28 protein-coding genes are annotated in these 25,660 nt (G+C 65.6%); 13 read left to right on the top strand and 15 right to left on the bottom strand.

All coding sequences use genetic code 11. From position 1 onward, the window contains the following. Nucleotides 1–151 precede the first annotated feature (151 nt). The gene (locus J1N50_RS06540; protein ID WP_215351404.1) at nucleotides 152–601 is read right to left on the bottom strand and encodes a peptidylprolyl isomerase; all 450 of its coding nucleotides are present in this window, start codon (nucleotides 599–601) and stop codon (nucleotides 152–154) included. Between the two features lie 152 nt (nucleotides 602–753). Here J1N50_RS06540 and mgtE point away from each other — a divergent pair, with 152 nt between their 5' ends. Both mgtE and J1N50_RS06530 read left to right on the top strand, forming a co-directional pair. Further along, on the top strand, nucleotides 754–2,214 hold the full coding sequence (mgtE, locus tag J1N50_RS06535; RefSeq protein ID WP_215351401.1) for a magnesium transporter: 1,461 nt from the start codon (nucleotides 754–756) through the stop codon (nucleotides 2,212–2,214). Between the two features lie 228 nt (nucleotides 2,215–2,442). After that, complete coding sequence (locus J1N50_RS06530; protein ID WP_058456656.1) at nucleotides 2,443–2,571, top strand: entericidin A/B family lipoprotein; 129 nt, start codon at nucleotides 2,443–2,445, stop codon at nucleotides 2,569–2,571. Nucleotides 2,572–2,588: 17 nt separating this feature from the next. Here the strand turns inward: J1N50_RS06530 and tatC are convergent, their stop codons facing one another. The 9 genes from tatC to J1N50_RS06485 form a co-directional block, all read right to left on the bottom strand. Next, the gene (gene tatC, locus J1N50_RS06525) at nucleotides 2,589–3,395 is read right to left on the bottom strand and encodes a twin-arginine translocase subunit TatC (RefSeq protein ID WP_215351398.1); all 807 of its coding nucleotides are present in this window, start codon (nucleotides 3,393–3,395) and stop codon (nucleotides 2,589–2,591) included. Next, nucleotides 3,392–3,772, bottom strand: a complete 381-nt coding sequence (tatB, locus tag J1N50_RS06520) for a Sec-independent protein translocase protein TatB (RefSeq protein ID WP_215351393.1) — start codon at nucleotides 3,770–3,772, stop codon at nucleotides 3,392–3,394. The genes tatC and tatB overlap by 4 nt, the downstream gene beginning before the upstream one ends. Nucleotides 3,773–3,807: 35 nt before the next feature. Further along, nucleotides 3,808–4,035: a twin-arginine translocase TatA/TatE family subunit gene (locus J1N50_RS06515; RefSeq protein ID WP_058456653.1), complete on the bottom strand. Its 228-nt coding sequence runs from the start codon at nucleotides 4,033–4,035 to the stop codon at nucleotides 3,808–3,810. Nucleotides 4,036–4,060: 25 nt separating this feature from the next. Then, on the bottom strand, nucleotides 4,061–4,654 hold the full coding sequence (gene scpB, locus J1N50_RS06510) for an SMC-Scp complex subunit ScpB (protein ID WP_215351389.1): 594 nt from the start codon (nucleotides 4,652–4,654) through the stop codon (nucleotides 4,061–4,063). Then, nucleotides 4,651–5,424, bottom strand: coding sequence for a segregation and condensation protein A (locus J1N50_RS06505; protein WP_215351386.1), 774 nt, complete (start codon nucleotides 5,422–5,424; stop codon nucleotides 4,651–4,653). The genes scpB and J1N50_RS06505 overlap by 4 nt, the downstream gene beginning before the upstream one ends. A gap of 8 nt (nucleotides 5,425–5,432) precedes the next feature. After that, on the bottom strand, nucleotides 5,433–6,440 hold the full coding sequence (gene nagZ / locus J1N50_RS06500; protein ID WP_215351382.1) for a beta-N-acetylhexosaminidase: 1,008 nt from the start codon (nucleotides 6,438–6,440) through the stop codon (nucleotides 5,433–5,435). A 106-nt stretch (nucleotides 6,441–6,546) separates the two neighbouring features. Further along, nucleotides 6,547–7,323: an SPOR domain-containing protein gene (locus tag J1N50_RS06495; protein ID WP_215351379.1), complete on the bottom strand. Its 777-nt coding sequence runs from the start codon at nucleotides 7,321–7,323 to the stop codon at nucleotides 6,547–6,549. Further along, a complete protein-coding gene (gene argS, locus J1N50_RS06490) occupies nucleotides 7,323–9,050 on the bottom strand; it encodes an arginine--tRNA ligase (protein WP_215351376.1) in 1,728 nt (575 codons plus the stop codon). The genes J1N50_RS06495 and argS overlap by 1 nt, the downstream gene beginning before the upstream one ends. A gap of 137 nt (nucleotides 9,051–9,187) precedes the next feature. Beyond that, complete coding sequence (locus J1N50_RS06485; RefSeq protein ID WP_215351373.1) at nucleotides 9,188–9,859, bottom strand: hypothetical protein; 672 nt, start codon at nucleotides 9,857–9,859, stop codon at nucleotides 9,188–9,190. A gap of 149 nt (nucleotides 9,860–10,008) precedes the next feature. On the opposite strand from J1N50_RS06485, the gene ispH reads away from it, so the two are divergent. Genes ispH through rnhA form a run of 3 tightly spaced genes read left to right on the top strand, consistent with a single transcriptional unit; the run spans nucleotide 10,009 to nucleotide 12,403 of the window. Further along, entirely contained in the window at nucleotides 10,009–10,995 is a 987-nt protein-coding gene (gene ispH / locus J1N50_RS06480) for a 4-hydroxy-3-methylbut-2-enyl diphosphate reductase (RefSeq protein WP_215351369.1), read from the top strand. Continuing rightward, the gene (thrB, locus tag J1N50_RS06475; protein ID WP_215351366.1) at nucleotides 10,995–11,954 is read left to right on the top strand and encodes a homoserine kinase; all 960 of its coding nucleotides are present in this window, start codon (nucleotides 10,995–10,997) and stop codon (nucleotides 11,952–11,954) included. The genes ispH and thrB overlap by 1 nt, the downstream gene beginning before the upstream one ends. Continuing rightward, nucleotides 11,951–12,403, top strand: a complete 453-nt coding sequence (gene rnhA, locus J1N50_RS06470; protein WP_215351363.1) for a ribonuclease HI — start codon at nucleotides 11,951–11,953, stop codon at nucleotides 12,401–12,403. The genes thrB and rnhA overlap by 4 nt, the downstream gene beginning before the upstream one ends. Nucleotides 12,404–12,421: 18 nt before the next feature. On the opposite strand, the gene J1N50_RS06465 is transcribed toward rnhA, so the two are convergent. Further along, nucleotides 12,422–12,598: a YegP family protein gene (locus J1N50_RS06465; protein WP_215351360.1), complete on the bottom strand. Its 177-nt coding sequence runs from the start codon at nucleotides 12,596–12,598 to the stop codon at nucleotides 12,422–12,424. Between the two features lie 89 nt (nucleotides 12,599–12,687). Next, the gene (locus tag J1N50_RS06460; protein ID WP_215351357.1) at nucleotides 12,688–13,818 is read right to left on the bottom strand and encodes an NAD(P)/FAD-dependent oxidoreductase; all 1,131 of its coding nucleotides are present in this window, start codon (nucleotides 13,816–13,818) and stop codon (nucleotides 12,688–12,690) included. 94 nt (nucleotides 13,819–13,912) lie between these two features. Between J1N50_RS06460 and J1N50_RS06455 the strand changes: the two genes are divergently transcribed. The 7 genes from J1N50_RS06455 to J1N50_RS06425 all read left to right on the top strand — a co-directional run bounded on the left by J1N50_RS06455 (nucleotide 13,913) and on the right by J1N50_RS06425 (nucleotide 21,037). Beyond that, nucleotides 13,913–14,401, top strand: coding sequence for an A24 family peptidase (locus tag J1N50_RS06455; protein WP_215351354.1), 489 nt, complete (start codon nucleotides 13,913–13,915; stop codon nucleotides 14,399–14,401). 47 nt (nucleotides 14,402–14,448) lie between these two features. Further along, nucleotides 14,449–15,483, top strand: coding sequence for a Flp pilus assembly protein CpaB (cpaB, locus tag J1N50_RS06450; RefSeq protein WP_215351351.1), 1,035 nt, complete (start codon nucleotides 14,449–14,451; stop codon nucleotides 15,481–15,483). A 1-nt stretch (nucleotide 15,484) separates the two neighbouring features. Next, on the top strand, nucleotides 15,485–16,981 hold the full coding sequence (locus tag J1N50_RS06445; protein WP_215351348.1) for a type II and III secretion system protein family protein: 1,497 nt from the start codon (nucleotides 15,485–15,487) through the stop codon (nucleotides 16,979–16,981). Between the two features lie 25 nt (nucleotides 16,982–17,006). After that, a complete protein-coding gene (locus tag J1N50_RS06440) occupies nucleotides 17,007–17,657 on the top strand; it encodes a CpaD family pilus assembly protein (protein WP_215351345.1) in 651 nt (216 codons plus the stop codon). Next, nucleotides 17,654–18,934, top strand: coding sequence for a pilus assembly protein CpaE (locus J1N50_RS06435; RefSeq protein WP_215351342.1), 1,281 nt, complete (start codon nucleotides 17,654–17,656; stop codon nucleotides 18,932–18,934). Before J1N50_RS06440 ends, J1N50_RS06435 begins: the two co-directional genes overlap by 4 nt. Nucleotides 18,935–19,005: 71 nt before the next feature. Next, nucleotides 19,006–19,974, top strand: coding sequence for a type II secretion system F family protein (locus tag J1N50_RS06430; RefSeq protein WP_215351340.1), 969 nt, complete (start codon nucleotides 19,006–19,008; stop codon nucleotides 19,972–19,974). 13 nt (nucleotides 19,975–19,987) lie between these two features. Continuing rightward, entirely contained in the window at nucleotides 19,988–21,037 is a 1,050-nt protein-coding gene (locus tag J1N50_RS06425) for a type II secretion system F family protein (RefSeq protein WP_246553182.1), read from the top strand. A gap of 57 nt (nucleotides 21,038–21,094) precedes the next feature. Here J1N50_RS06425 and J1N50_RS06420 read toward each other — a convergent pair whose 3' ends face one another. Together J1N50_RS06420 and J1N50_RS06415 are read right to left on the bottom strand one after the other, a co-directional pair. Then, the gene (locus J1N50_RS06420; protein ID WP_215351337.1) at nucleotides 21,095–22,096 is read right to left on the bottom strand and encodes a fumarylacetoacetate hydrolase family protein; all 1,002 of its coding nucleotides are present in this window, start codon (nucleotides 22,094–22,096) and stop codon (nucleotides 21,095–21,097) included. 52 nt (nucleotides 22,097–22,148) lie between these two features. Beyond that, nucleotides 22,149–22,562 carry a hypothetical protein gene (locus tag J1N50_RS06415; RefSeq protein ID WP_215351334.1) on the bottom strand — a complete coding sequence of 138 codons (414 nt, stop codon included), beginning with the start codon at nucleotides 22,560–22,562 and terminating at the stop codon, nucleotides 22,149–22,151. Nucleotides 22,563–22,712: 150 nt separating this feature from the next. Between J1N50_RS06415 and J1N50_RS06410 the strand changes: the two genes are divergently transcribed. Next, entirely contained in the window at nucleotides 22,713–23,939 is a 1,227-nt protein-coding gene (locus J1N50_RS06410; RefSeq protein WP_215351331.1) for an ATP-binding protein, read from the top strand. On the opposite strand, the gene aptA is transcribed toward J1N50_RS06410, so the two are convergent. Continuing rightward, the gene (gene aptA / locus J1N50_RS06405; RefSeq protein ID WP_215351328.1) at nucleotides 23,936–25,249 is read right to left on the bottom strand and encodes an omega-aminotransferase AptA; all 1,314 of its coding nucleotides are present in this window, start codon (nucleotides 25,247–25,249) and stop codon (nucleotides 23,936–23,938) included. The genes J1N50_RS06410 and aptA overlap by 4 nt on opposite strands. Between the last annotated feature and the right edge of the window lie 411 nt (nucleotides 25,250–25,660).

The raw sequence follows: 25,660 nt of genomic DNA, 5'->3' as shown, positions 1-25,660 counted from the left end.
CTCCCTGTCGCGAAGCGATGGGGAGATGGCAGCCCGCAGGGCTGACGGAGGGGCCGAGCGCAAAGCGCTCGCTATGCTCGCCGCCCCACCACCATGCTTCGCATGGTCCCCCTCCCCATGCCCAGGGCACGGGGAGGATTCGTTACGTGACTTACGCCACCGTCGCCTTGACGATCTTGCCGGGCTCGCGCGGCGGCTCGCCCTTCGGCAGGGCGTCGACATTTTCCATGCCCTCGATCACTTCGCCCCAGACGGTGTACTGCCTGTCGAGGAAGCGAGCGTCGTCGAAGCAGATGAAGAACTGGCTGTTCGCGCTGTTCGGGTTCTGCGCGCGCGCCATCGAGCAGACGCCGCGCACGTGCGGCTCGGCGTTGAATTCCTGCGGAAGGTCGGGAAGCTTGCTGCCGCCCATGCCGGTGCCGGTGGGGTCACCGCCCTGCGCCATGAAGCCCGGGATCACGCGGTGGAAGACGACGCCGTCGTAAAAGCCTTCCTTTGCGAGCGACGTGATGCGCTCGACGTGCAGCGGCGCGAGGTCGGGGCGCAGGCGGATGACGACATCGCCGGTCGACAGCGAAAGGGTGAGCGTCTGATCGGACATGATTTGCTCCTTTATTAGGGATTTGGCGGTGCCATAGCGGGGCCGCGCGGCAATGCACGTACTAAATGCGCAAATGGACGCCGCGGCGTTGCCATCGTGCGCCGGCGGGACTAGGGGAAGCTCGGACGCCGCATGATCCAGGGAGGAGCGCGATGGACAAACGCGAAGAGCCCCTGCCGGACGAAGGCGCCATCCTGCCCGACGATCGCGATGTCGGCCGTGACCAGCCTGCGCGCGAAGCGGAAACGGAGCTCGACGAGGATGATCGCCTGCGTCCCCGCTTCGTCCGCGAGGTCATCGACCTTGCCGAGGAAGGCGAAGGCGAGGCCGCGCGCGAGCGCATAGGCCGTCTCCATCCGGCCGACATCGCCGACCTTTTCGAGCTCGCAAGCTCCGACGAACGCCCTATCCTCGCCGCAGTGCTGGGCGACATGCTCTCTGCCGACGTACTGGCGGAGATGAACGATTATGTGCGAGAGGAGCTGATCGACCTTCTCGCGCCCGAACAGGTCGCCGAACTCGCCTCCGAACTCGATACCGACGATGCCGTCGCGATCATCGAGGATATGGAGGAGGACGATCAACAGGCCGTGCTCGAGGCGATGGAGCCCGAGGATCGCGCCGCGATCGAAGACGCGCTTTCCTACCCGGAGGAATCCGCCGGGCGCCTCATGCAGCGCGAATATGTCGCGGTGCCAGAGCATGTGACCGTCGGCGACGTCATTGACCGGCTGCGCGAGGATGTCGACCTCGCGACCGATTTCTGGGAAATCTTCGTCGTCGATCCCCTGCATCGCCCAGTCGGAACCTGCCAGCTGAGCTGGATTCTCCGCACCCCGCGCGACATTGCAGTCAGCGACGTGATGAAGCGCGAGCAGACGCTGATCCCGGTCGACATGGATCAGGAAGAGGTCGCGCTGCGGTTCCAGAAATATGCGCTGATCTCGGCAGCGGTCGTCGACAAGGCAGGGCGCCTCGTCGGGATGATCACTGTCGACGATGTCGTCCACATCATTCAGGAAGAGGCCGGAGAGGATATCCTGCGCCTGTCGGGCGCCGGCGACGGCGACATCAACGAACCGATCGCGATGACGATCCGCACGCGCCTGAGCTGGTTGACCGTCAACCTTGGTACCGCGATGCTCGCCGCGTCGGTTGTCGGAATCTTCGAAGGCGCGATCGCGAAGTTCGCGTTACTTGCGGTCCTAATGCCGATTGTCTCGGGCATGGGCGGGAATGCGGGAACGCAGACGCTGGCCGTCACTGTCCGCGCGATCGCGACCAATCAGCTAACGGCGTCAAACACTTTGCGCATGATCTTTCGCGAATTTCGTATTGCCGCCGTGAACGGCCTGTCGCTCGGCGTCCTGATCGGTACGGGCACTGCGCTGATTTTCGGAAACCCGCTGCTGGGCGTCGTCATCGCGTCGGCGATGCTGATCAACAATCTGGTTGCGGGTCTCGCCGGCATCCTTGTGCCCGTCACGCTCGATCGCCTCGACGTCGATCCCGCCGTCTCGTCGGCGGTATTCGTGACGACGCTCACCGACATCATGGGCTTTTTCTCGTTCCTCGGCCTTGCCGTATTGAGCGGCCTTACCGCGATGGGCTGAGCCAAACCTTTGATTCCCGAACGATTCAAAAGAATCGGACAGAAATTTTGCAATGGGTCACTTTTTTCGGGAACTTTTCGTTCGCCCCGTTCGTTTTCAGTTCGAGCAGCGGTCATCGCCCCCCCGCAGCGCTGCTCAGCAACATTGGCCCGGCCCGCATTCCCTCCCCCCCCCTCGAAGCGTGCCGGGCCATTTTGCGTCCAAGACGACCCGTGAGAGGTGAATGAAATGACGAGTATCCGTGTAATCCTCCTCACCCTGCTTGCTAGCTTTCTGGTCGCTGGCTGCAACACGGTGAAAGGCGTTGGCCGCGACATCGAGTCGGTCGGCCAGGCGGGTAGCGACGCCATCCACTGATCGGCGGGAAACTTACCCTAGGCCTCTTCGAGAGGCTCGACAGGCGCCGCTTCGGCGCCTGTCTTGCGTTTGCGACCGGTGAACCAGATCGCAAAGATCGACAGCTCGTAGAGAAAGACGAGCGGAATCGCGAGCAGGAGCTGGCTGAGGATATCGGGCGGCGTGAAAACCGCTGCGATCGCAAACGCCGCAACGATCATATAGCGCCGCGCCGAAATGAGCTGCTCACGCGTCACGAGGCCAGCGCGTTCGATCAGCATCAACAGGATCGGCAGCAGGAAGGCAATGCCGAACGCCATGATGAACTGCATCACGAAGCTCAGATAATTGCCGACCGAGGGCAGCGCCTCCTGCGTCACCCCGCCGACCTCGCCCTGATATCCGAGCAGGAATTTGAGGGCGATCGGAATCGTGATGAAGTAGGCGAAGCACGCGCCCACCGTGAAGAGCACCGGCGTCGCGAACAGGAAGGGCAGCAGCGCGCGCTTTTCCTTGCGATACAGGCCGGGCGCGACGAATTTCCAGAGCTGGTTCGCGATCACCGGAAAGGCGACCATCGTCGCCGCGAACAGCGCGACCTTGATCTCGACGAAAAAGGCTTCGAAAAGCTGGGTGTAGATGAGCTTCCCCTGCCCCGCGACGACAAGCGGATGCACGAGAATGCCGAGGATCGGCCGCGCGAAATAAAGACAGACCCCGAAAGCCAGCCCGATCGCGAGCAGCGATTTCAAGAGCCGCGATCGAAGTTCGATCAAATGGTCGAGCAACGGCATCTTGCCGCCGGAGCCATCCTCGTCTGCAGTAGCGGGAGTCTCGGCCGTCATGGCAGCGGCCCATCGCGAGGCGGCACTTCGTGCGTCTCGGGCTTGGTGGCCGCGGCAGCATGATCGGGATTTTCGGGCGGTGCCTCCCCGCTGTCGGTCGCGGCAAGAATCGGCGGCGTCCCTGCGGCAGCGTCGTCGATGCGCGGAAATTCGCGCATGATCGCGTCATTCTGCGCGCGCCATTGCTTTTCCAGCTCTTCCAGTTCGGCCTCGCGCATCATCGTGTCGAGGCCGGCGCGAAAATGACGCGCCATACCGCGCGCCTTGCCGACCCATTTGCCGACAAAGCGCATTGCCTTGGGAAGATCCTTTGGGCCGATGACCACCAGGGCCACCACCACGACGAGCAGCAACTCGGTGGGCGCGACATCGAACATGAATTAAAGCTTCCCCCGCAGGCGGCGCGGCGCGATCAGCGGATTTCGGTTTCCGCGGTCGGCGTCGGCGTGGCGGCGTCGGGCGTCCGCTGTCCCTCGATCTGCTTCGGGGCGGGCGGCACGTCGTCGTCGGCCATGCCCTTCTTGAAGCTCTTGATGCCCTTGGCGACGTCGCCCATCATGTCGGAAAAGCGCCCCTTGCCGAACAGCAGAAGGACGAGAATACCGACCACGAGCCAGTGCCAGATGCTGAAGCTACCCATCTCAAAATCTCCTTGAAGGGCTCCTCTAGGCCTCTTCACCGTCTTTTACTAGGTCCAGTTCGCCCATCGCCTCCTCGAAAGCAAGGTCGACGGGGTCGAGCAGGCCGGCAGCGCGCAAATCCTCGATTCCCGGCAGGTCCTTGCGGCTCGTCAGGCCGAAATGTTGCAGGAAGGCGTCGGTCGTCTTGTAGATCAGCGGCCGCCCCGGAACCTCGCGCCGCCCCGCGGGCGCGATCCATTCGGCCTCCATCAGGACATCGAGCGTTCCCTTCGAGGTCTGAACCCCGCGGATCGCCTCGATCTCGGCGCGGCTGACCGGCTCGTGATAGGCGACGATCGCGAGCACCTCGGCGGCGGCGCGCGACAGCTTACGCGGATCGTCACGCTCGCGGCGGAGCAGGTGCGCCAGATCGGCGGGCGTCTGGAAATGCCAGTGGCCGCCCCGTTCCACGAGTTCGATCCCGCTGCCGTCGTGGCGCGCCGCGATCGTCTGGATGATCGCGCGCACCTCGCCCGGCGTCATTTCGTCGCCAAGGCGGTTCGCCACCTGCCGCGCGTCAAGCGGTTCGTCGCTCGCGAACAGCATCGCCTCGATCGCGCGTTCCAGATCGTCGATCATGCTTTTGCGGCTTTCAGATAGAGCGGTTCGAAGGCGGCGTCCTGTTTGAGGTCGATGCGCCCCTGCCGCGCGAGTTCGAGCGCGGCGAGGAAACTCGACGCGATCGCCGAGCGGCGGAGCGGCCCCTGATAGTCCGACGGCAGGAAGTCGGAGAGTTCGGCCCAGTCGAGCTGCACGCCGATCAGTCGTTCGAGGTGGTGCAGCGCCGCGTCGAGCGTCACCACCGGCCGCCGCGAGACCATATGAACGACCGGTTCGGTGCGCAGCTTGACCTGTCCATAGGCCGAAAGCAGGTCGTAAAGGCTGGCGTCCCAGCGCCGCAGCTTCACCTCGCGCAGCCCTTCGGGCTTCGCGCGCAGGAAAACGTCGCGGCCGATGCGGTCGCGCGCCAGCAGCCGCGCCGCCGCCTCGCGCATCGCGGCAAGGCGCTGAAGGCGCAGTTGCAGGCGGAGCGCCAGTTCGTCGGGCGACGGCTCCTCGAGCGGATCCTTGGGCAGCAGCAGCGCCGATTTGAGATAGGCGAGCCACGCCGCCATCACGAGATAGTCGGCCGCTACTTCCAGCTTCGCGCGCATTTCGGCAATGAACGCCAGATATTGCTCGACAAGCTGGAGGATCGAAATCTGCCGGAGATCGACCTTCTGCCCGCGCGCGAGCGTCAGCAACAGGTCGAGCGGGCCTTCCCAGCTATCGAGGCTGAGTTGCAGCGCATCCTCGCGTTCCGTTGCCGCCGACGGGGCCAGTTCGAAATCAAGCGGCAGTTCGTCCATCGACGCCCTCAGGCGAGCGCCAGCAGCGCGTCGCGCTGGTCGACGAGCATGTCGAACGCGCGCGAATCATGGACGCCGACAACCCGATCCATCGCCCCTTCGAGCCGCGCGAGCGACACGGTGCTGATCGGATCGAGCGCCTTCGCGATCCCGATCATGTCGTCCATCTTTGCCCAGCAATTGAGCGCTATATCGCAGCCGGCAGCGATCGCTCCGGCGGCGCGCGAGGGAACATCGCCGGACAGCGCCTTCATGTCGAGATCGTCGGTCATCAAGAGGCCATGGAAGCCGACGCGCTGGCGGATGATGCTGTCGATGACGAGCGGCGAGAGTGTCGCGGGCCGGTCGGGATCCCATGCCTCGAAAACCACATGGCAGGTCATCGCCATCGCCGCATCGCGTAGCGCCGCAAAGGGGGCGAGGTCGGTCTGGAGATCGCGGTCGGGGGCGGTGACGGTCGGCAGCGCCTCATGCGTGTCGAGCAGTGCGCGGCCATGGCCCGGGATATGTTTCACCACTCCGACGATCCCGCCGTCCTGCAATCCCGACAGGATCGCCCGCCCGAGCGCCGCGACGCGCATCGGCTCGCTACCGAGCGCGCGGTCGCCGATGACATCGCTCGCCCCCGGCTGGCGCACATCGAGCAGCGGCAGGCAGTCGACCGTGATGCCGACCTCGGCCAGCATCGACGCAAGCGCCATCGCATTGAGCCTTGCGGCCTCGATCGCGCTGGCGGGCGCGCGCTCATACAGCGCATCGAACGCGGCGCCGCTCGGGAAATCGGGCCATTCGGGCGCCTTCATCCGCGCGACCCGGCCGCCCTCCTGGTCGATCAGGATCGGCAGGTTGGCGCGGCCGGCGAGGCTGCGCAGGTCGTCGGTCAGGCGCCGCAATTGCTCGCGGTTTTCGATATTGCGCCCGAACAGGATATAGCCCGCGGGGTTGCTGTCGCGGAAGAAAGCGCGTTCGTCGTCGGTCAGGGTCAGGCCCGAAAGGCCGAAAATCGCCGGTATCATGCGTCAAACTCCACTGACCGGTACTTCCCGCGCAGCCCGGCCAATGCAAGCATGATGACACGGCATTCCTATCGAACCAACGCTTTCTGCGGCAAAATGCGCAAATTTAGCGGACGACGACGCAATTTTCGCCCGCCACGCGCAATTTTCCGCACACAGCCGAGGCGTTGCCGGCCGAGCCGGCCGAAGCGCGCAGACGATAGACGGTGTTGTCGCCGACCTTCGCGGGTGAAACCGATTTGCCGAGATCGGCCAAATAAGGAAAGCGCTTCGACAGGTTCGTCCACGCCTTGCCCGCCGCGGCTTCGCTGCTGAAGGCGCCGAGCTGGATCATCGCCGATCCGCCCGTGGCCGCCTTGTCGGCTTCCTTGGCGCCCGGCGTCTTGACCGACATGGCCGCGGGTTTGGGCTTGCCCTTGTCGGCGGCGGCGATGCGCGCCGCCTCGTCCCTGGCGGCAGCCGCCTTGTCGGCCTCCGATCTGGCCTTTGCGGCCTTTGCCGCGGCTTCGCGCTCGGCCGGAGTCACCGCCGGCTCTTCGGGCATCCGGCTCGCGTCGACCTTGCCCGACGGTTCGGCGCCCTCGGTCGCGGCAAAGCTGGCATCGCCCTCGCCTTCGAACATCTTGGCGCCATCGGTTTTCGGCGCGACCTTGTAGGCGCCCTTTTCCGCGACGATCAGTTCGCCGTCGCCGCGCGCGCCGCCATTCTGCAGCCACCAGAGACCGCCGAGCACCGCACCGATCAGGATCAGACCGCCAAGCACCATGACGAGAAGGCGAACCGGCGATACCTCGCCATCGTCGCCCAGATCGTCGGCCGCTTCGAGCCAGGGAAGCCGATCTTCGTCCTCCAGGCCGAGTCCCGCGTCCTTCTCCTCCGCCATCAGTTCATCTCCTCGAGCGCCTCTACCCCCATCAGGTGGAGCCCGTTGCGGATAACCTGCCCGATTCCATCGGCGAGATAAAGGCGGGTCGCGGTCAATTCGGGGTCATTTGCCAAAATGATACGGGCCTCGGGACGATCGTTACCCATGTTCCACCAGGCATGGAACGCCGCCGCGACCTCGCCGAGGAAGAAGGCGATCCGGTGCGGCTCGCGGGCCGAGGCGGCCGATTCGACGATGCGCGGGAATTGCGCGAGCAGCTTGACGAGCCCGAGTTCATATGCGTCGAGCCGTGCCGGGTCCGGCGCGGCGGGCGCTACGCCTGCGTCCGCCAGCCTGCGCTTCAGCGAGGCGATCCGGGCGTGGGCATACTGGACATAAAAAACCGGATTGTCGCGCGACGCCTCGACCACCTTCGCAAAATCGAAGTCCATCTGCGCGTCGGCCTTGCGCGTCAGCATGGTGAAGCGCACCGCATCCTTGCCGACTTCGTCGACGATGTCGGCAAGGGTGACGAAATTGCCCGCCCGCTTCGACATCTTGAACGGCTCGCCATTCTTGAGCAGCCGGACCATCTGCACCAGCTTGACGTCGAAACGGGTCTTTCCGCCGGTCAGCGCCGCGACCGCCGCCTTGATCCGCTTGACCGTTCCCGCATGGTCGGCGCCCCAGATGTCGATCAATTCATCGGCGTTCTGGCTTTTCTGGAAATGATAGGCGAGATCCGCGCCGAAATAGGTCCAGCTACCGTCCGACTTCTTGATCGGCCGATCCTGGTCGTCGCCGAATTGCGTCGAGCGGAACAGCGGAAGCTCGACCGGCTCCCAGTCCTCGGGCGTCTCCCCCTTCGGAGCCTCGAGCATCCCGTCATAGACGAGGCCATGGTCGCGCAGCCATTTTTCGGCGGCCGCAGGCTTGCCTTCAGCCTGCAGTTCGGCCTCGGAAGAGAAGAGATTGTGGTGGATGCCAAGCTTCGCGAGGTCGGCGCGGATCATATCCATCATGGCCGCGACCGCGGCCGTGCGGAACGGAACGAGCCATTCGCTCTCGGGCGCGCCGACGAAACGGTCGCCATATTCGGCCGCCAGCTTCTCCGCGACGGGTTTCAGATAATCGCCCGGATAGAGCCCTTCCGGAATCGCGCCGATATCTTCGCCAAGCGCCTCGCGGTACCGCATGTGCACCGACCGCGCGAGCACATCGACCTGTGCCCCCGCATCATTGACGTAATATTCGCGGATGACCTCGTACCCGGCATATTCGAGCAGCGCGGCGAGCGCGTCGCCGACGACCGCGCCGCGACAATGGCCGACGTGCATCGGGCCCGTTGGGTTCGCCGAGACATATTCGACATTTACCGAGCGACCTTCACCCATTCTCGAGCGGCCATAATCGCCCGCTTCGGCGTGGATGAGCGCGAGTTCGTCGCGCCAGCTGTTATCGGCGAGGCGCAGGTTGATGAAGCCCGGCCCGGCGACGCTCGCCTCGGTCACTTCATCCAGCGCACCGAGTTCGGCGGCGAGCAGTTCGGCAAGCGCGCGCGGGTTGGCGCCTGCGGGCTTGGCGAGGACCATCGCGGCGTTGGTTGCCACGTCGCCATGCGAGGGGTCGCGCGGCGGCTCGACGCTGATCGCGCTGCGGTCGAGCCCGGCAGGCAAGGCGCCGCTGTCGACAAGCGCATCGAGGGCGGTGCCGATATGGTCGAAAAAACGGCTGAACAGGGTCACGGCGGATCCTAGCTTGGGTCAAATGGCGTTGGCGCGCGCCCTAGCCTAGCTTGGACAACGCGAAAAGCCCTGCGCCGCCGAAAAGGCGTCGCAGGGATGAGCGAAGCGCAGGGCGCGAACGGGCGCCGCCGCGCGGTTTATCGTCGGACGTTATATTCGAGCTGGTCCTGAGTCAGCTGGAAGCCGACCAGCAGCTCGAAGCTGGCGCGCTGCACAGCGGTGCGCACCTCGGGGATGCTCAGCGGATCGATCGCCGCGTCTTCCTCTCCCGCCTTCCGCTTGCGCGTGATGCGTTCCTGGATGTCGGCAGGCAGCGTCGCCGCGGCGCGGTCGACATAGGCGGCCGCCTGGCCATGCCCCGTCCCGCGCATCTGGCCGTCGGCAAAGCTGACGGTCACCTGGCCGATCCGCTTCGACACGACGGCGGTGCCGCCCTGCACGACGGTCGAGAAATAGGGCAAGGTCACCGTCCGTGCCGGGCCGGCGTCGCGGCGCGTCGCGATGACGTCGAAATTGGCGAGCTGATAGACTTTCTCGCCCTCTTCATTGCACTGCGGAGTCAGGTTGGTGATCGTCGCAACGACGTCGATCGCACTCGCATCGCGGCTCGTCGCGGGGTCGAAGAGGGTGATGTCGCCGGTATAGGTCGGGACGGCGATCGCGGGGCAAGCGCTGCGCGTCGAGGTTATGCCGACCCCCGAGGACACGTCGATATCATTGTCCTTTGCGCAGCCCGCCACCGTCGCCAGCGCCGCGGCTCCGCCGAGCAGGGCGACAATTTTACGGGAGGACGACGAAGATGACATCATAAAAACCGGACTTTCCAAACTCGCGCGAAGGCATCGAAGGGCTGCTCGCCGTTCCATGCGCGCCGCTTCTTATCGGTGCGATGAACAAGGCGCAACACGGACGAAGCCGCTTTACCGCGATAGTTGTGCTGCGCTAGAGCGCGCGGACCATGAACGCTCCCGACAATATAGTGCGCCCGCAAGGCAGCGAAAGCGCGATCCTCGACGTCTTGATCGCGGCGCCTCGCGGCTTTTGCGCCGGCGTCGACCGCGCGATCCGCATCGTCGAGCTGGCGCTGCTGCGCTATGGGGCGCCGGTCTATGTCCGTCACGAAATCGTGCACAACCGCTACGTCGTTGAATCGTTGAAGGCCAAAGGCGCGATTTTCGTCGAATCGCTCGACCAGGTCCCCGACGGCGTCCCGGTCGTGTTCAGCGCGCACGGCGTGCCCAAGGCCGTGCCCGCCAAGGCCGAAGCGCGCGGGCTCGACTATATCGACGCGACCTGCCCGCTGGTGTCGAAAGTGCATCGTCAGGCCGAGCGAGCACATGAGGCAGGACGCCACATCGTCTTTGTCGGCCATTCGGGCCATCCCGAGGTCATCGGCACACTCGGCCAGTTGCCGCAAGGAGCGATGACGCTGGTCGAATCGGTCGACGATGTCGCCGCTCTATCGCCGCCCGATCCGGAAAATCTGTCCTTCCTGACCCAGACCACGCTGTCGGTCGACGACACGCGCGACATCGTTGCCGCGCTGCAACACCGATTCCCGTCGATCAGCGGCCCGCGCGGCGAAGATATCTGTTACGCGACATCCAACCGGCAGGACGCCGTGAAAGCGATCGCGGGCCGTTGCGACCGGATGATCGTGATCGGCGCGCCGAACAGCTCGAACAGCCTGCGCCTCGTCGAAGTCGCCGAGCGACTGGGCACCCCTGCGCATCTGGTCCAGCGCGGAACCGACGTCGATCCCGAATGGCTGCGCGATATCGCGACCCTCGGCATCACCGCAGGCGCGAGCGCCCCCGAAACGCTGGTCCGCGAAGTGATCGACGCCGTCGCGGCGCATCGGCCGATCCGCGAGGATGTCGTTGTGACGGCCGAGGAGAATATGGTCTTCAAGCTGCCGCGCGGGCTCGAACCGGCAGCGAACTGATGGCGGTCTATACGCACGTCGACCCCGACGACCTTGCCGCGCTCGTCGCGCGCTACGACATCGGAACCGTCCTGTCGTGCAAGGGGATCGCCGAAGGCGTGGAGAACAGCAATTTCCTGCTGGAAACGACCGCTGACCGCTTCATCCTGACTCTGTATGAAAAGCGGGTGAGCGAGGGCGACCTGCCCTTCTTCGTCGACTTACTGAATCATCTCGCGCGTCGCGGCAGCCCCGTGCCCGCGATGATCGAGGATCGCGAAGGCCGCACGATCCAGCGCGTCTCCGGGCGCGCCGCCTGCATCATCCAGTTCCTGCCGGGCATTTCGCTGACCCACCCCTCGCCGCGCCAATGCGAGGCGGCGGGCGAAGCGCTGGGCACAATGCATCGCGCGGTCGCCGATTTCACGGGGGGGCGCGAAAACAGCATGGGGCACCGCCACTGGCGCGGCGTCGCCCAAGCCACGGGCAATCTCGACGCGGTAATTCCGGGGCTGCAGGCGGTCGTCGAGGACGAACTCGCCTATCTCGACGCCCGCTGGCCATCGGAGCTGCCGACCCATGTGATCCATGCCGACCTGTTTCCCGACAATGTGCTGATGCTCGGCGACACCGTCACCGGGCTCATCGACTTCTATTTCGCGGCCAGCGATTTTCGCGCCTATGACGTCGCGGTCACCCACGCCTCCTGGACCTTCTCGGACGACGGCGCGACCTGCGATACCGCACGAGCGAGCGCGCTGATGCGGGGCTATGCGAAGGCGGTCGCGCTGTCGGAGGCCGAGACAGCGGCCCTGCCTCTGCTGGCGCGCGGCGCATCGCTGCGCTTCCTGCTGACACGCGCGCACGACTGGGTCCATACGCCCGCCGATGCGCTGGTCACGCGCAAGGATCCCGCGCCCTTCCTGAACCGCCTGCGCCGCTATCGGGCCGCCGACGCCGCCAGCCTGTTCGCCGCATGACCGAAGGCCGGACAGTGATCGTCGCCACCGATGGCGCGTGCAAGGGCAATCCGGGGCCCGGCGGCTGGGGCGCGGTGCTGCGCTGGGGCGATGTCGTGAAGACGCTGTCGGGCGGCGAACCCGACACGACGAACAACCGCATGGAATTGACGGGGGCGATCGAGGCGCTCGCGGCGCTCAAGCGGCCGTGCAACGTCGAATTGTCGACCGACAGCGTCTATGTCCGCGACGGCATCACCAAATGGGTTTTCGGCTGGCAGAAGAACGGTTGGAAGACGGCAGCGAAAAAGCCGGTCGCCAACGCCGACTTGTGGCAGCGGCTGGTCGCCGAGGCGAAACGGCACAAGATCGAATGGATCTGGGTCAAGGGCCATGCGGGGCATGGCGACAATGAACTGGCCGACAAACTGGCGAGCGATGCGGCCTTGGAGGCGGCGCGGGCGCGCTGAACGCCCGCGCACCGTCGATTAGTCGGTCTCGCGCACTTCCGCGCCGGGGCCGTTCTTCAGAATCGACTCGATGGCATTCTTCGCGGACGCCTTGCTGCTATAGCCTTCGGTCCAGAAGATCGCTTCGTTATTATACTTGAAATAGGCGACAAATTCGCCGGCCTTGTTCTTCTTGATCTCGAAATAATGGGCCATGCCACTCTCCACAGGTCGGGCCGTGCCGGGGGTGGCGCAGCCAAGCCAATGCTAATGCGCCTTTTTCCCGGCGCAAGCCGATAGATTGGTCAGGCAAGACGTGTGGGAGAGAAGGGCGCAGGATCGAGGTTGCCGATAGCACCGCGAGGCCACGGCGCGCCAAGCTCCGCCGCAAGCAATTCTCCGATCGCCGGCGATGTCTGAATGCCGAAGCCCCCCTGCCCCGCACACCAGACGAAGCCGGGGACGTGCGGATCGGCCCCGAAGACGGGCAGCCGGTCGGGGGCGAAACTGCGAAGCCCCGCCCATTTGCGTTCGACGGCGGCGATCGGCCAGTCGACGACCTGTTGCAGCCGGTCGATCGCGATCGCGACGTCGAGTTCCTCCGGCGCGGCGTCGCAGGGCGCGGACGGCGTCTCGTCATGCGGGCTGAGCCACACGCGCCCCTCGCTCTCGCCCTTGAAGTAGAAGCTGCCGCCGACGTGAATCACCAGCGGCAGCGACGCGGGAACCGGGACGCCCAGCCGCAATTGCACGACCGTTCGCCGATAGGGCCGGATGCCGAGCGGGCGGGCGCCGCATAACTCCGCGACCGTGTCGGCCCACGCCCCCGCCGCATTGACGATGACATTGGCGTGCACCGTGCCGGTCCCGGCCTGCACCTGCCAACCGGAGGCGGTCCGCCGCGCGGACGTCAGCGCCACCCCTGTTGCCAGTTGCGCGCCCGCACGCTTTGCTGCGCGCAAAAAGGCGGCATGCAGGGCGCCGACATCGATATCGCTGCAGGCTCCCTCATAAGCGGCCTCGCTCCAGTCAGGGCGGATGCCGGGCACGATCCGCGCGACCTCGGCTCCGCTCATGCGCTGGATGTCGACGCCCTTCGCCGCGAACCCGGCGGTGAATTCGTCCACGACCTTGGCCTCGTCGCGCCGCCCCAGATTGAATGCAGCCCGCGGCGACAGGAAGCCGCGCTCGGAAAAGTCGGCCGGAGGGTCGCGCAGCAGCTCGAACGACGCCTTCGACAGCGGCTGGATCGCCGGGCCGCCATAGGTTTCGTGCCAAAAAGCGGCCGACCGGCCGGTCGCATGATAGCCGGGCATGGCTTCGGCCTCGATCAGCAACACCCGCCGGTGCGGCGCCAACGATGCTGCGAGGCTGGCCCCGCCGATACCCGCGCCGACGATCAGGACGTCGATGGATGAAGGGAGCGTACCGGTCATGGCGGCCGCATATCGGCTGGCTCGCGGAATGCAAGCCGCGCCCGGCCCGATCATGGTTACTTTTTGGTAAGCCATGATCTCTAGGAGAAGACCGATGCAAACCGGTCCGATCACGCTTGGCCTGATGGCGCTCCTCGCGGTGCTGATGGTTGTCGCGGCGGTGAGCGACCTGCGCACCCGCACAATATCGAACGGCTTGAATGCCGCAATCGCGCTGCTCGCCATCCCCTTCTGGATCGCCAGCGGACTGGCACTTTGGCCTGAAATCCCGCTCCAGTTTGGCGCCGCCTTTGCGGTGTTTCTGGTCTTCGCCGGCCTGTTCGCGCTGGGCGCGATGGGCGGCGGCGATGTGAAGATGATCGGCGGGGTGATGCTGTGGATTCCGCTCCCGCTGTTCATCCCGATGCTGACGCTCATGGCGATCGGCGGGGGAATCCTGTCGGCCGTGATGCTGATCCACTCGAAAATTCGCCCTTCGGACAAGGCGATAGAGGTTCCCTATGGGGTCGCTATCGCCGCAGCCGGGCTTTGGGCGCTTCACCAACACTATCTTAACCAGTTTCAGTTTATCGCTGTGAGTTGAGGGCAAGCGCCGCCACTTCTGGTTGGTGCAGGAGGCGAAAAATCGTCATGGATACGCGAAAGATTATGCTGATCGTCGGCGCGCTGGTGATTGCCATCGGCGCGGCGTTCGGGGTGAACCAGATGATGCGGGGCGCATCGGCGCCGCAGGCGCGCGCCGCCGCCGCGCCGGAAATCAATGGCCCCATGATCCTCGTCGCAACGCGGCAGCTGCCGGCGGGCACGATTATCGGCCCGGACAGCTTCCGCTTCCAGCCCTGGCCGAAGGAACTGGTCGAGAAGGCCTATTTCCTGAAGGAACAGACCGAAGTCCAGAATCTGGTCGGCACGGTCGTTCGCTATCCGATCACCGCGGGCCAGCCGCTGACGCAGGGCGCGCTCGTCCATCCCGACGACCGCGGCTTCCTCGCCGCGGCGCTCGGGCCGGGGATGCGCGCCGTGACCGTGAAGGTCAGCCAGGAACAGGGTGTCGCGGGCTTCGTCTTCCCCGGCGACCGCGTCGACGTCGTCCTCGCGCAGAAGCTTTCGGTCAAGGAAGGCAGCGCCTATCCCGACGACGAGCTCTACACCGCCGAAACGATCGTGCGTAACGTCCGCGTCCTCGCCACCGACCAGCGCTACGACGCCGAAGACGAAACGGGCAAGACGCCCGTCCGCACCTTCGGCTCGGTAACGCTCGAAGCGACGCCCGAAATTGCCGAGAAGATCGCCGTCGCCCAGAATATGGGCCAGCTCTCGCTGGCGCTCCGCCCGCTCGCCGAAAACAGCGGCGACCTCGAGGCGGCCATTGCCTCGGGCGAAGTGAATGTCCCGGCCGGCGGCGGCACCGCCGCCGAAAAGAAGATGCTGGCCGAAGCCGCCGCGCGTCCGACCTCGGCCAAGTCGTCGGCGACGACCGGCGGCGACGTCTCGCGCTTCTGGGTTCCGGTTCGTGGCCGCGTGTCGGCTCCGCGCCAGCCGCAGCAACAGCAGCAGTCGTACAGCGGCGCGCCCGTTTCGATGGGCCCCGCGGCGCCCCAGGGTCCGGTCGTTCGCGTGACCCGCGGTGACAAGGTGACCGAAATTACGGTTGGGGGTAAGTAAGATGAACAGCAAAGCCACTTTCAAGGTCGCGGCTCTCGCCCGCACCCTGGCCATTGGCCTGGTCGCAGCGACCCTGGTGTCGGCCCCGGTGCAGCAGGCGGCGGCGCAGGCGACGCAGAACGCCAGCAGCAGCGTCGACCTGTCGGTCGGTCGCGGCCGCCTGATCAGTCTGAGCGCGCCGATGACCGACGTGTTCGTCGCCGACGACAAGGTCGCCGACGTCCAGGTCCGCTCCAGCCGCCAGCTCTATGTCTTCGGCAAGGCGCCCGGCGAAACGAGCATCTATGCAACCGATGCCAGCGGCCGGGTCGTCTATTCGACCGTAGCCCGCGTCGGCAACAACATCGAGACGATCGACCAGATGCTGTCGCTTGCAATGCCCGATGCAAAGATCGCGTCGAACACGATGAACGGCTTCATACTGCTGACCGGCACCGTCTCGTCGCCCGACGATGCGGCGGAGGCCGAGCGCCTTGTACAGGCGTTCGTCGGTGACCAGACCAAGGTGCTGTCGCGCCTTCGCACTGCAACCCCGCTTCAGGTCAACCTGCAGGTCCGCATCGCCGAAGTGAACCGGACGCTTCTCAAGGAGATCAGCGGAAACGTGCTGACCCGCGACCGCGACGGCCAGTTCGGCAACGGCTTCCTCGGCAGCGTGGTGCGGGGCCGCACGGCGGGTACGATTACGTATCCGGGTGAAGGCACCTCGGGCGCGACCGGCACCACCTACCAGTTCACGACGCCTTCCGGCGTCAACAGCTTCGGCGCCGCCGGCCGCCTGTTCGGCCTCGATGTCATGGCCTCGCTCGACATCGGCGAACGGTCGGGCATGGTCGTCACGCTCGCGCAGCCGAACCTGACCGCGATTTCGGGCGAAACCGCCGACTTCCTGGCGGGCGGTGAATTCCCGGTTCCGATCCCGGGCAATTTCGCAAGCACCACGATCGAATATCGCAAATATGGCGTCAGCCTGGCCTATACGCCGACCGTTCTTTCGAACGGCCGCATCAGCCTGCGCGTGCGCCCGGAAGTGTCGGAACTGTCGACCGAAGGCGCCATCGAAATGGATGGCTTCCAGGTCCCGGCGCTGACGATCCGCCGCGCCGAGACGACGGTCGAGCTGGGTTCGGGCGAAAGCTTCATGATCGCGGGCCTGATGAACAACCGTTCGATCGGCGCGATCGACAAGGTGCCCGGCCTCGGCGACGTTCCGCTTCTCGGCACGCTGTTCAAATCCGACAGCTTCCGCCGCGGCGAGACCGAACTGGTGATCGTGGTGACGCCCTATCTCGTCCAGCCGGTCACGGCGAACGAGATCAAGCTGCCGACCGATGCCTATCAGGACTCGAACGACCTGCAGCGCCTGCTCCTCAACCAGACGAGCGACGGCGTGACGGGCGGCGACCGGCCGAAACCGAAGCTCGATACCACGGTGGGCGATGCCGACCGTCCGCGCGCGGCCGGCACGGCGGCGCCGGGTTTCAGCGTCGGCAAGTGACACGCCGGTTTTCAGGAGCAAAGTGATGAAGAAGATCGCAACTTGGACCGCCCTGGCACTGGCAACCACGCTCGCCGGATGTACGGGCGCGGCAAATGGCAATCGCGGCCTTGAATCGGTCCACCAGCCCGTGGTCCGGAACACCATCTATCAGTTCGACGTGGCCGCCGGTTCGGGCGACATCGCGCCGAGCGAACAGGGTCGGCTTCAAGGCTGGCTCGACGCGTTGGGTGTGCGCTACGGCGACCGCATCGCCATCGAAGACCCGTCGGTCTATGGCGCCAGCGAGGCGCAGGCGACCGTCCGCGCGATGGTCGAACGCCGCGGCCTGCTCCTCAGCAACGACGTGCCGGTCACCACCGGCGCCGTTCCGCCCGGCTCGATCCGCGTCATCGTGACGCGCGCGACCGCCCATGTTCCGGGTTGTCCCGACTGGTCGAGCAAGTCGGCGATCAACTTCACCAACGCCACGTCGTCGAACTATGGCTGCGCGACGAACAGCAACCTCGCGTCGATGGTCGCCGACCCCAACGATCTGATCAAGGGTTCGACCTCGACCGGAAATGATCCGAATGCCGCAACGCGCGCGATCAAGACCTATCGCGAACGGCCGCAGACGGGCGCCGGCGAACTCAAGGCCCAACAGACCACCAACTCAAGCGGAGGCAGCCAGTGAACGCTCCTTTCAAAGCAGCAGGGCTGCGTGACCCCTTCAATGCGTTCGTCTGCGACGACGATACGCTGGAGCTGATCCGCGTCGCCGCGGCCGACATGGGCTGGCCGACCGAGAAGTGCAACAAGGGCGGACTGCGCAACGCCGTCCAGTCGCTGTCTGTCTCGGCGAGCCCAAACATCCTGTTCGTCGACATGTCCGAATCGGGTGACCCGATCAACGACATCAACGCGCTGGCCGAGGTTTGCGAACCCGGCACCGTCGTGATCGCGGCGGGTCAGGTGAACGACGTCCGCCTGTACCGCGACCTTCTGTCGAGCGGCATCCAGGACTATCTGCTGAAGCCGCTGTCGCTCGATCAGGTCCGTGAATCGCTGACGATGGCGCAGGCGATGCTGTCGGCGCCGAAACATGCCGACATGCACGACGACAAGCCGCATCACATGATGGCGGTGGTCGGGGTGCGCGGCGGCGTCGGCGCGTCGCTCGTTTCGACGTCGCTCGCCTGGGCGATCAGCGAACAGGCCGACCGTCAGACCGCGCTCCTCGATCTCGACGTGCATTTCGGCACCGGCGCGCTGACGCTCGACCTCGAGCCCGGCCGCGGCCTGATCGACGCGATCGACAATCCCAGCCGGATCGACGGCCTGTTCATCGAGCGCGCCATGGTTCGCGCGTCGGACAAGCTCAGCCTGCTGTCGGCCGAAGCGCCGATCCACCAGCCGGTGATGACCGACGGCTCGGCCTTTTTCCAGCTGGAGGAAGAGCTGCGCAACGCGTTCGAGATGACGATCGTCGACATCCCCCGGCACGTTCTGATCCCCTTCCCCCACCTGGTGCAGGAAGTCGGAACGATCCTGCTGGTCAGCGATGTGACGCTCGCATCGGCGCGTGACACGATCCGTCTGCTGTCGTGGTTCAAGCAGAATGTTCCGGGTGCGCGGGTGATTCTGGTCGCCAACAAATTCCAGAGTGCCATTGGCGAGCTGTCGCGCAAGGAATTCGAATCGTCGATCGAACGACCGATCGACTTCACCATTCCGTTCGATCCCAAGCTGGTCAGCCAGTCGGCGAAACTCGGCAAATCCTACGCCGAGATCTGCAAGGGCACGAAGGCCGGTCAGGTCTGGACCAGCCTGATGCGCCTCGTCATCGACGGCGCCGACGAAAGCGCCGAAGAGGCGCCGGTCGCGCCGGCAAAGGCAAAGGCGAAGTCGGGTGGCTCGCTGCTCGACAAGATCGGCGGCCTCGGCACGCTGGTGACGAAAAAGGCCAAGTGAACCGGCCAAAGCGGCTTGCCGGCTGGCAGGCCGCTCCGGCCACCCAAGGATAGGGCGGGCAAAGGGCGAACATGAACCTGCAATTGATCCTCGTCGTTGTTGCCGCCTTCGTCGCGGTCGGCATGCTGGTCATGGCGCTTGCCGGTCCATCGGTCAGCGGGGTGAAGAAGCGCCGGCTGTCGTCGGTCCGCGACCGTCACGCCGCATCGACCGAAGCCGTCGTCGCCGCGCAGATGCGCAAGACGATCCAGGCCCGGGGCGGCGGCGCCGCGAGCCTCTCCAACCTGATGCCGCGGCGTGAGCTGATGGAAAAGCGTCTGCGGCGCACCGGCAAGGGGTGGAATCTCAGCCAGTATATGCTCTGGTGCATGGGGCTGTTCGTGGTCGTGACGGGCGCGCTGCTCGTGTTGCGGACGCCGTTGCTGCTCGCCGCGCTTGTCGGGCTGATGGTCGCTGTCGGCTTTCCGCACATGGTCGTGGGGCACCTGATCAAGAAGCGCGTCAACGCTTTCAATACCCGCTTTCCCGACGCGATCGACCTGCTCGTCCGCGGCCTGAAATCGGGTCTTCCCGTGACCGAAACCTTCCAGGTGGTGAGCCAGGAACTGCCCGGCCCGGTCGGCGAAGAATTCAAAGGCGTCGTCGAACGCATCCGCATCGGCAACACGATGGAAGCGGCACTGCAGGAATCGGCCGAGATGCTCGGCACGCCCGAGTTCCAGTTTTTCTGCATCACCATCCAGATCCAGCGCGAGACGGGCGGCAACCTTGCCGAAACGCTCGCGAATCTGTCGGACGTTCTGCGCAAGCGCGCGCAGATGAAGCTGAAGATCCGCGCGATGTCGTCGGAAGCCAAGGCGTCTGCCTATATTGTCGGCGCGCTGCCCTTCTTCGTCTTCGGCATCGTCTGGTCGATGAACCCCCAGTATCTGGCCGGCTTCTTTACCGAGCAACGGCTGATCATCGCGGGGGTCGGCGGGCTCATCTGGATGAGCATCGGTGCCCTCATCATGAAAAAAATGATCAGCTTCGAGATCTGAGGGGCGCGGACCGATGAACAGCCATTTCCTTCTCACCGCCGCCTTCTCGGGAGTCCAGAGCGGCCCCAAGCTGATGGGGATCGATGTCGTCTGGGCGGCGACGATGCTGGCCGCCGTCGGTGTCGGCGCGGTGCTCTTCGCCATCTATGGCGCGCTGACCGTACGCAATCCGATGACGAAGCGCGTCAAGGCGCTCAACGAGCGCCGCGAACAGCTCAAGGCCGGCATTACGGCCTCGACCACCAAGCGCCGGGCCAAGCTGGTCCGCAAGAACCAGACCGCCGACCGGATGCGCACCTTCCTCGGCAAGCTGCAGGTGCTGCAGGAAGAGCAGATCAAGGACGTCCAGCAGAAGCTGGCGCAGGCGGGCATCCGGTCGAAGGATCTGGCCGTTGCCGTGATCTTCGGCCGCCTCGTGCTGCCGATCCTGTTCGGCGGCATCGCCGCGACGCTGATCTATGGCATGGACATGTGGCCCGACCTTACGACGGTCAAGCGCGCGGGCTTTACGATGGCGGCGCTGATTCTCGGCTACAAGGCGCCCGATCTGTTCGTCGACAACAAGCGCCAGAAGCGTACCGATGCGATCCGCAAGGGGCTTCCCGACGCGCTCGACCTGCTCGTCATCTGCGCCGAAGCGGGTCTTACCGTCGACGCCGCCTTCTCGCGCGTGTCGAAGGAACTCGGCCGCGCCTATCCCGAGCTGGGCGAGGAGTTCGCGCTGACTTCGATCGAGCTCGGCTTCCTGACCGAGCGCCGCCAGGCATTCGAGAACCTCGCCTATCGCGTCAATCTCGAGTCGGTGAAGGGCGTCGTGACGACCATGATCCAGACCGAGAAATATGGTACGCCGCTGGCCAGCGCGCTGCGCGTCCTGTCGGCCGAATTCCGCAACGAACGCATGATGCGCGCCGAGGAAAAGGCGGCGCGCCTGCCGGCGATCATGACGGTGCCGCTGATCCTGTTCATCCTGCCGGTGCTGTTCATCGTCATCCTGGGGCCCGCGGCCTGCGCACTCAGCGACGCGATGTCGGGCGGCGGTTTCGGTCGCGGGGGCGGCTGAAGCCCACGCACAGGGACGGACGATCGAGGGGCGGGAGAAATCCCGCCCCTTTTCGCATCAGGCGACGGTCTGCTCGATCGCGCCGAAAATGCTGTGATGATGGTCGTCGTCCATCCAGATGCGCACCGTGTCGCCCTTTTGCATGAACGGCGTCTTCGGCTCGCCCTGCCGGATCGTCTCGACCGTGCGGACTTCGGCAAGGCAGCTATAGCCGAGCCCACCCTCGGCGATCGGCCTGCCCGGACCGCCGTCGACGTCGCGGTTGGAGACGGTGCCCGACCCGATGATCGTGCCGGCGCCGAGGTTGCGCGTCTTGGCCGCATGGGCAATCAGCGCGCCGAAATCGAATGTCATGTCGACGCCCGCGTCGGCGCGGCCGAGCGGTTTGCCGTTGAGATCGACTGACAGCACGCCGTGCAGCTTGCCGTCCTTCCAGCGCGCGCCAAGCGCGTCGGGGGTGACGAATACCGGTGACATCGCGCTGGACGGCTTTGACTGGAAAAACCCGAAGCCCTTGGCGAGTTCGGCCGGTATCAGGCCGCGCAGCGACACATCGTTGGTGAGGCCGACGAGCAGTATCTTGCCGCGCGCCGCGACCGGGTCGATCCCGGCCGGAACATCGCCCGTCACCACCACGACCTCCGCCTCCATATCGCATCCCCACGCCGGATCGCCGAGCGGAATGGGATCGCGCGGGCCGAGGAAGGCATCGCTGCCGCCCTGGTACATCAGGGGATCGTGCCAGAAGCTTTCGGGCATCTCCGCATTGCGCGCCTGCCGGACGAGCGCGACATGGTTCACATAGGCACTGCCGTCGGCCCACTGATATGCGCGTGGCAGCGGCGAAGCGGCGTCGCGTTCGTGGAAGCGTTCGCGCGGGATGGCTTCGTGGTTGACGTCCTCCGCCAGCGCCGCGAGCCGCGGTGCCGCATCTTCCCAATCGTCGAGCGCCGCCTGCAGCGTCGGGGCGATCGCGCCGGCGTCGGCGTACCAGGCGAGGTCGTCGGAGACGACAACGAGCCGGCCGTCGCGGCCGTGCTTGAGCGAAGCGAGTTTCACATCTGTCCCTTTGTCTGCGACGCCGCGCATCGCATGATCGGGGGAGCGATGATCAGCGCGGCATCTGGATCGATGCGAAACAGGTAAAGCCGCTCTGCCCTGCCTGCAAGCGCCGGATATATTGCAGATAGGCCTGCGACTGGTTGTAGCTGGTGCCCGGCAGCGTCTGGCCGCGAAAGGCGCGCTTCACTTCCTCACCGGTGAACGGGCGCGGCGATCCCGGGAAGGCGCCCTTCGTGCCCGGCGGCACCAGCTTGCCCTGCGCGTCGATATATTTGCCCGCCGCGGTCGGACCGGGAACGGGAATCTGGCAGTTCATCACCGACACCGCGGTCTGGGCAAAGGCCGGGCGGATCGTCAGCGCCGCCGACACGCCAACCGCGCCGAGCGCCAGCATCCGGCGCCGCGACGGTGCGGCATCGGCTGGATCGGCAGAATTTTCGGCGGGGATCGGGCTGTCTTCCATCGCGCTGCGCATAAACCAATGAAGCGTCGCGGAAAAGCAAAAGACCGCCTTGCTCCGTCCGCTTCCCTCTTTGGGACATTCGCGCGACAGGGGTTAACGACTGCGAACATCCTTGCGGCACGCCCTGCTTCGTGCGAGGGCGCGCGAGCGATGTTCGATCGTCTCTCGAGCCTTGTTGCCGCCCTCACCCTGGTCGCCATCGCGGCCATCTTTGCGGCGTTGGCGGGCGGCGATGCGCTTTCGATCGCGATTATCGCCGTGGCGGGAGTCGCCGGCGTCGCAATCGTTTACGGCGCCCTGCCCTCGCCGCTTCCCGACCCGCAAGCCCCCCCCAAGATCGAAGCGCCGCCGGTTTCGCTGCTCCGCCATCCCGATTTTGCGCTGTGGGTCGACCAGGAGGATGAACCGCTGATCGGCGTTGCCGACAATGTCGTCACGATCGTCAACGACGCCGCGGTGCGCCTGCTCGGCCGCCACATCGTCGGCGCCGACATCCGCACCGCGATTCGCCATCCCGCCGCGACCGAATGGCTGGCGCGCATCGGGGGCGACGCACCGCTGGAAACGCTCAATCTCGTCGACTTCCCCCGCCCCGGCCAGCGCTGGACGATGCGCATCGCCACGCTGTCGGGCAGCGAGCGGATCATCTTCCTCTCCGACCGCTCGGCGATCGACGCCGCGGACCGGATGCGATCCGATTTCGTCGCCAACGCCAGTCACGAGCTGCGCACGCCGCTTGCGGCGATCCTCGGCTATGTCGAAACGCTGCAGGACATGAACGGCGAAGCCGACGCCCCGATGCGCCACCGTTTCCTGTCGATTATCGAGCGCGAGGCGCGGCGGATGCAGCAGCTGGTGATCGACCTCCTCTCGATCTCGCGCGTCGAGGCGGACCGTTTCCGCCGCCCCACCCGACCGGTCAATCTGGCCGCCATCGTCAAGACGACGATCGCCCAATTGCAGGACAGCGAGGCCGCGCGTCCGAAGGATATCGTCGCGAGGCTCGGCCGCAGCGCGCAGCCTATTCTCGGCGACGAGGCGCAGCTCGGACAACTGGCCCACAATATCATTTCCAATGCGATGAAATATGGCCGTCCCGGAACGCCGGTCACGGTCGAACTGGCGCGCGAGGGACAACGCGTCCGGCTCTCGGTCAGCGACGAGGGCGAAGGCATCGCCCCCGACCATCTGCCGCGCCTGACCGAACGCTTCTACCGCGTCGACGAAGCACGCAGCCGCTCGGTCGGCGGCACCGGGCTCGGCCTTGCGATCGTCAAACATATCAGCGAGCGCCACCAGGGGCAGCTCGATATCGAAAGCGAGCTTGGCAAGGGCACGAAGGTTTCGGTGACCTTCCCGCTCGCCGCCGACGGCTAATCGATCGTTTCGAGAAGCTCGGCCAGCTTTCCGAACATCTCGTCGATCTGCGCCTTCTCGACGATCAGCGGGGGCGAGAGCGCGATGATATCGCCCGTCGCGCGGACAAGCAGGCCGTTGTCGAAGGCGGCGTGGAACAGCTCCATCGCGCGCGCGGTGGGGGCGCCGGGGCGCGGTTCGAGTTCGATCCCCGCGACAAGACCGATGGTGCGGATGTCGATGACATGGCGGCGTCCCTTCAGGCCGTGCGCCGCGTCCTCCCAATAGGCCGCGAGGTCGTTTGCGCGGTCGAACAGGCCGTCGCGCGCATAGAGGTCGAGCGTCGCAAGACCCGCGGCGCTGGCGAGCGGATGGCCCGAATAGGTGTAGCCGTGGAACAGCTCGATGCCGCCCGGCACGCTGTCGATCACCGCATCGTGCAATTCGCGCTTTACCGCCACCGCGCCCATCGGAACCGCCGCGTTGGTCAGCCCCTTCGCCATCGTGATGATATCGGGGGTGACGCCCCATGCCTCCGACGCCGTCGGCGCGCCGACGCGGCCGAACGCGGTGATGACCTCGTCGAAGATCAGGAGGATGCCGTTGCGGTCGCAAATCTCGCGCAGCCGCTGGAGATAGCCCACCGGCGGGACGAGCACCCCGGTCGAGCCCGCCATCGGCTCGACGATCACCGCCGCGATCGTCTCTGCGCCGTGCAGGTCGACGAGGCGCTGCAGATCGTCGGCCAGTTCGGCGCCATGTCGGGGGAAGCCGCGCGCGAAGGCGTTGCGGCCGATATCGTGCGTATGGCGCAGATGATCGGCGCCGGGCAGCGTCGAAAAGACCCGCCGGTTGTTGACGAGCCCGCCAACCGTGATCCCGCCAAAGCCGGTGCCGTGATAGCCGCGCTCACGGCCGATCAGGCGGGTGCGCGTTCCCTGTCCCTTCGCGCGCTGGATCGCGAGCGCGATCTTGAGCGCGGAGTCGACTGACTCCGACCCGCTGTTGGTGAAGAAGATGCGGTCGAGACCGTCGGGCATCAGCGCCGCGACGCGCTGGGCGAGTTCGAACGGCAACGGGTGGCCGAGCTGGAAGGTCGGCGCGAAATCGAGCGTCGATGCGGCCTTTGCGATCGCCTCGGCAATCTCGGGTCGGCAATGACCTGCGTTGCTGCACCAGAGGCCGGCAGTGCCGTCGAGGATTTCGCGCCCGTCGCTCGACCGGTAATACATGCCGCTCGCGGACACGAGCTGGCGCGGGTTCGCCTTGTACGCGCGGTTGGCGGTGAACGGCATCCAGAAAGACGCCAGCTGGTCGTTGTCACCCCTCATCGATCGTCTCCATGCGGTGGCAGGACATTGGCCTGTCCGTCCCAAAGTTCAGCAAAGTTCAGCCTTGTGCGACCAACTTTTGCCGTCCGCACCCTATGCGAAACAAAGGATGCGGCAGGCGGTATGGCGCGAAGCTATCGCGCCCGAACGATGTAGGACAGCGAAAAATCGGGCGGCAGGATGGCGGCTTCGGGGTGGATTCCAGACCTTCAATTCTCGTCACCCTGAACTTGTTTCAGCATCCATGGCCGGGCCTTGCATCCGGCGCGGCGCCGAAGGAAACGGCAGACCATGGACCCTGAAACAAGTTCAGGGTGACGATGCAGGATGGGTCAGCTTCCGGTCGTTTGCTGTCATTCGTCATCCCGGACTTGATCCGGGATCCACCGCAGCGCTGAAGTCATGGACCCC

It is taken from the genome of Sphingopyxis soli, assembly GCF_018682675.1.
Classification (GTDB): Bacteria; Pseudomonadota; Alphaproteobacteria; order Sphingomonadales; family Sphingomonadaceae; genus Sphingopyxis; species Sphingopyxis soli.
Note: the sequence above shows the minus strand (reverse complement) of the source record. Positions and strands in the feature narration are given on the sequence as shown.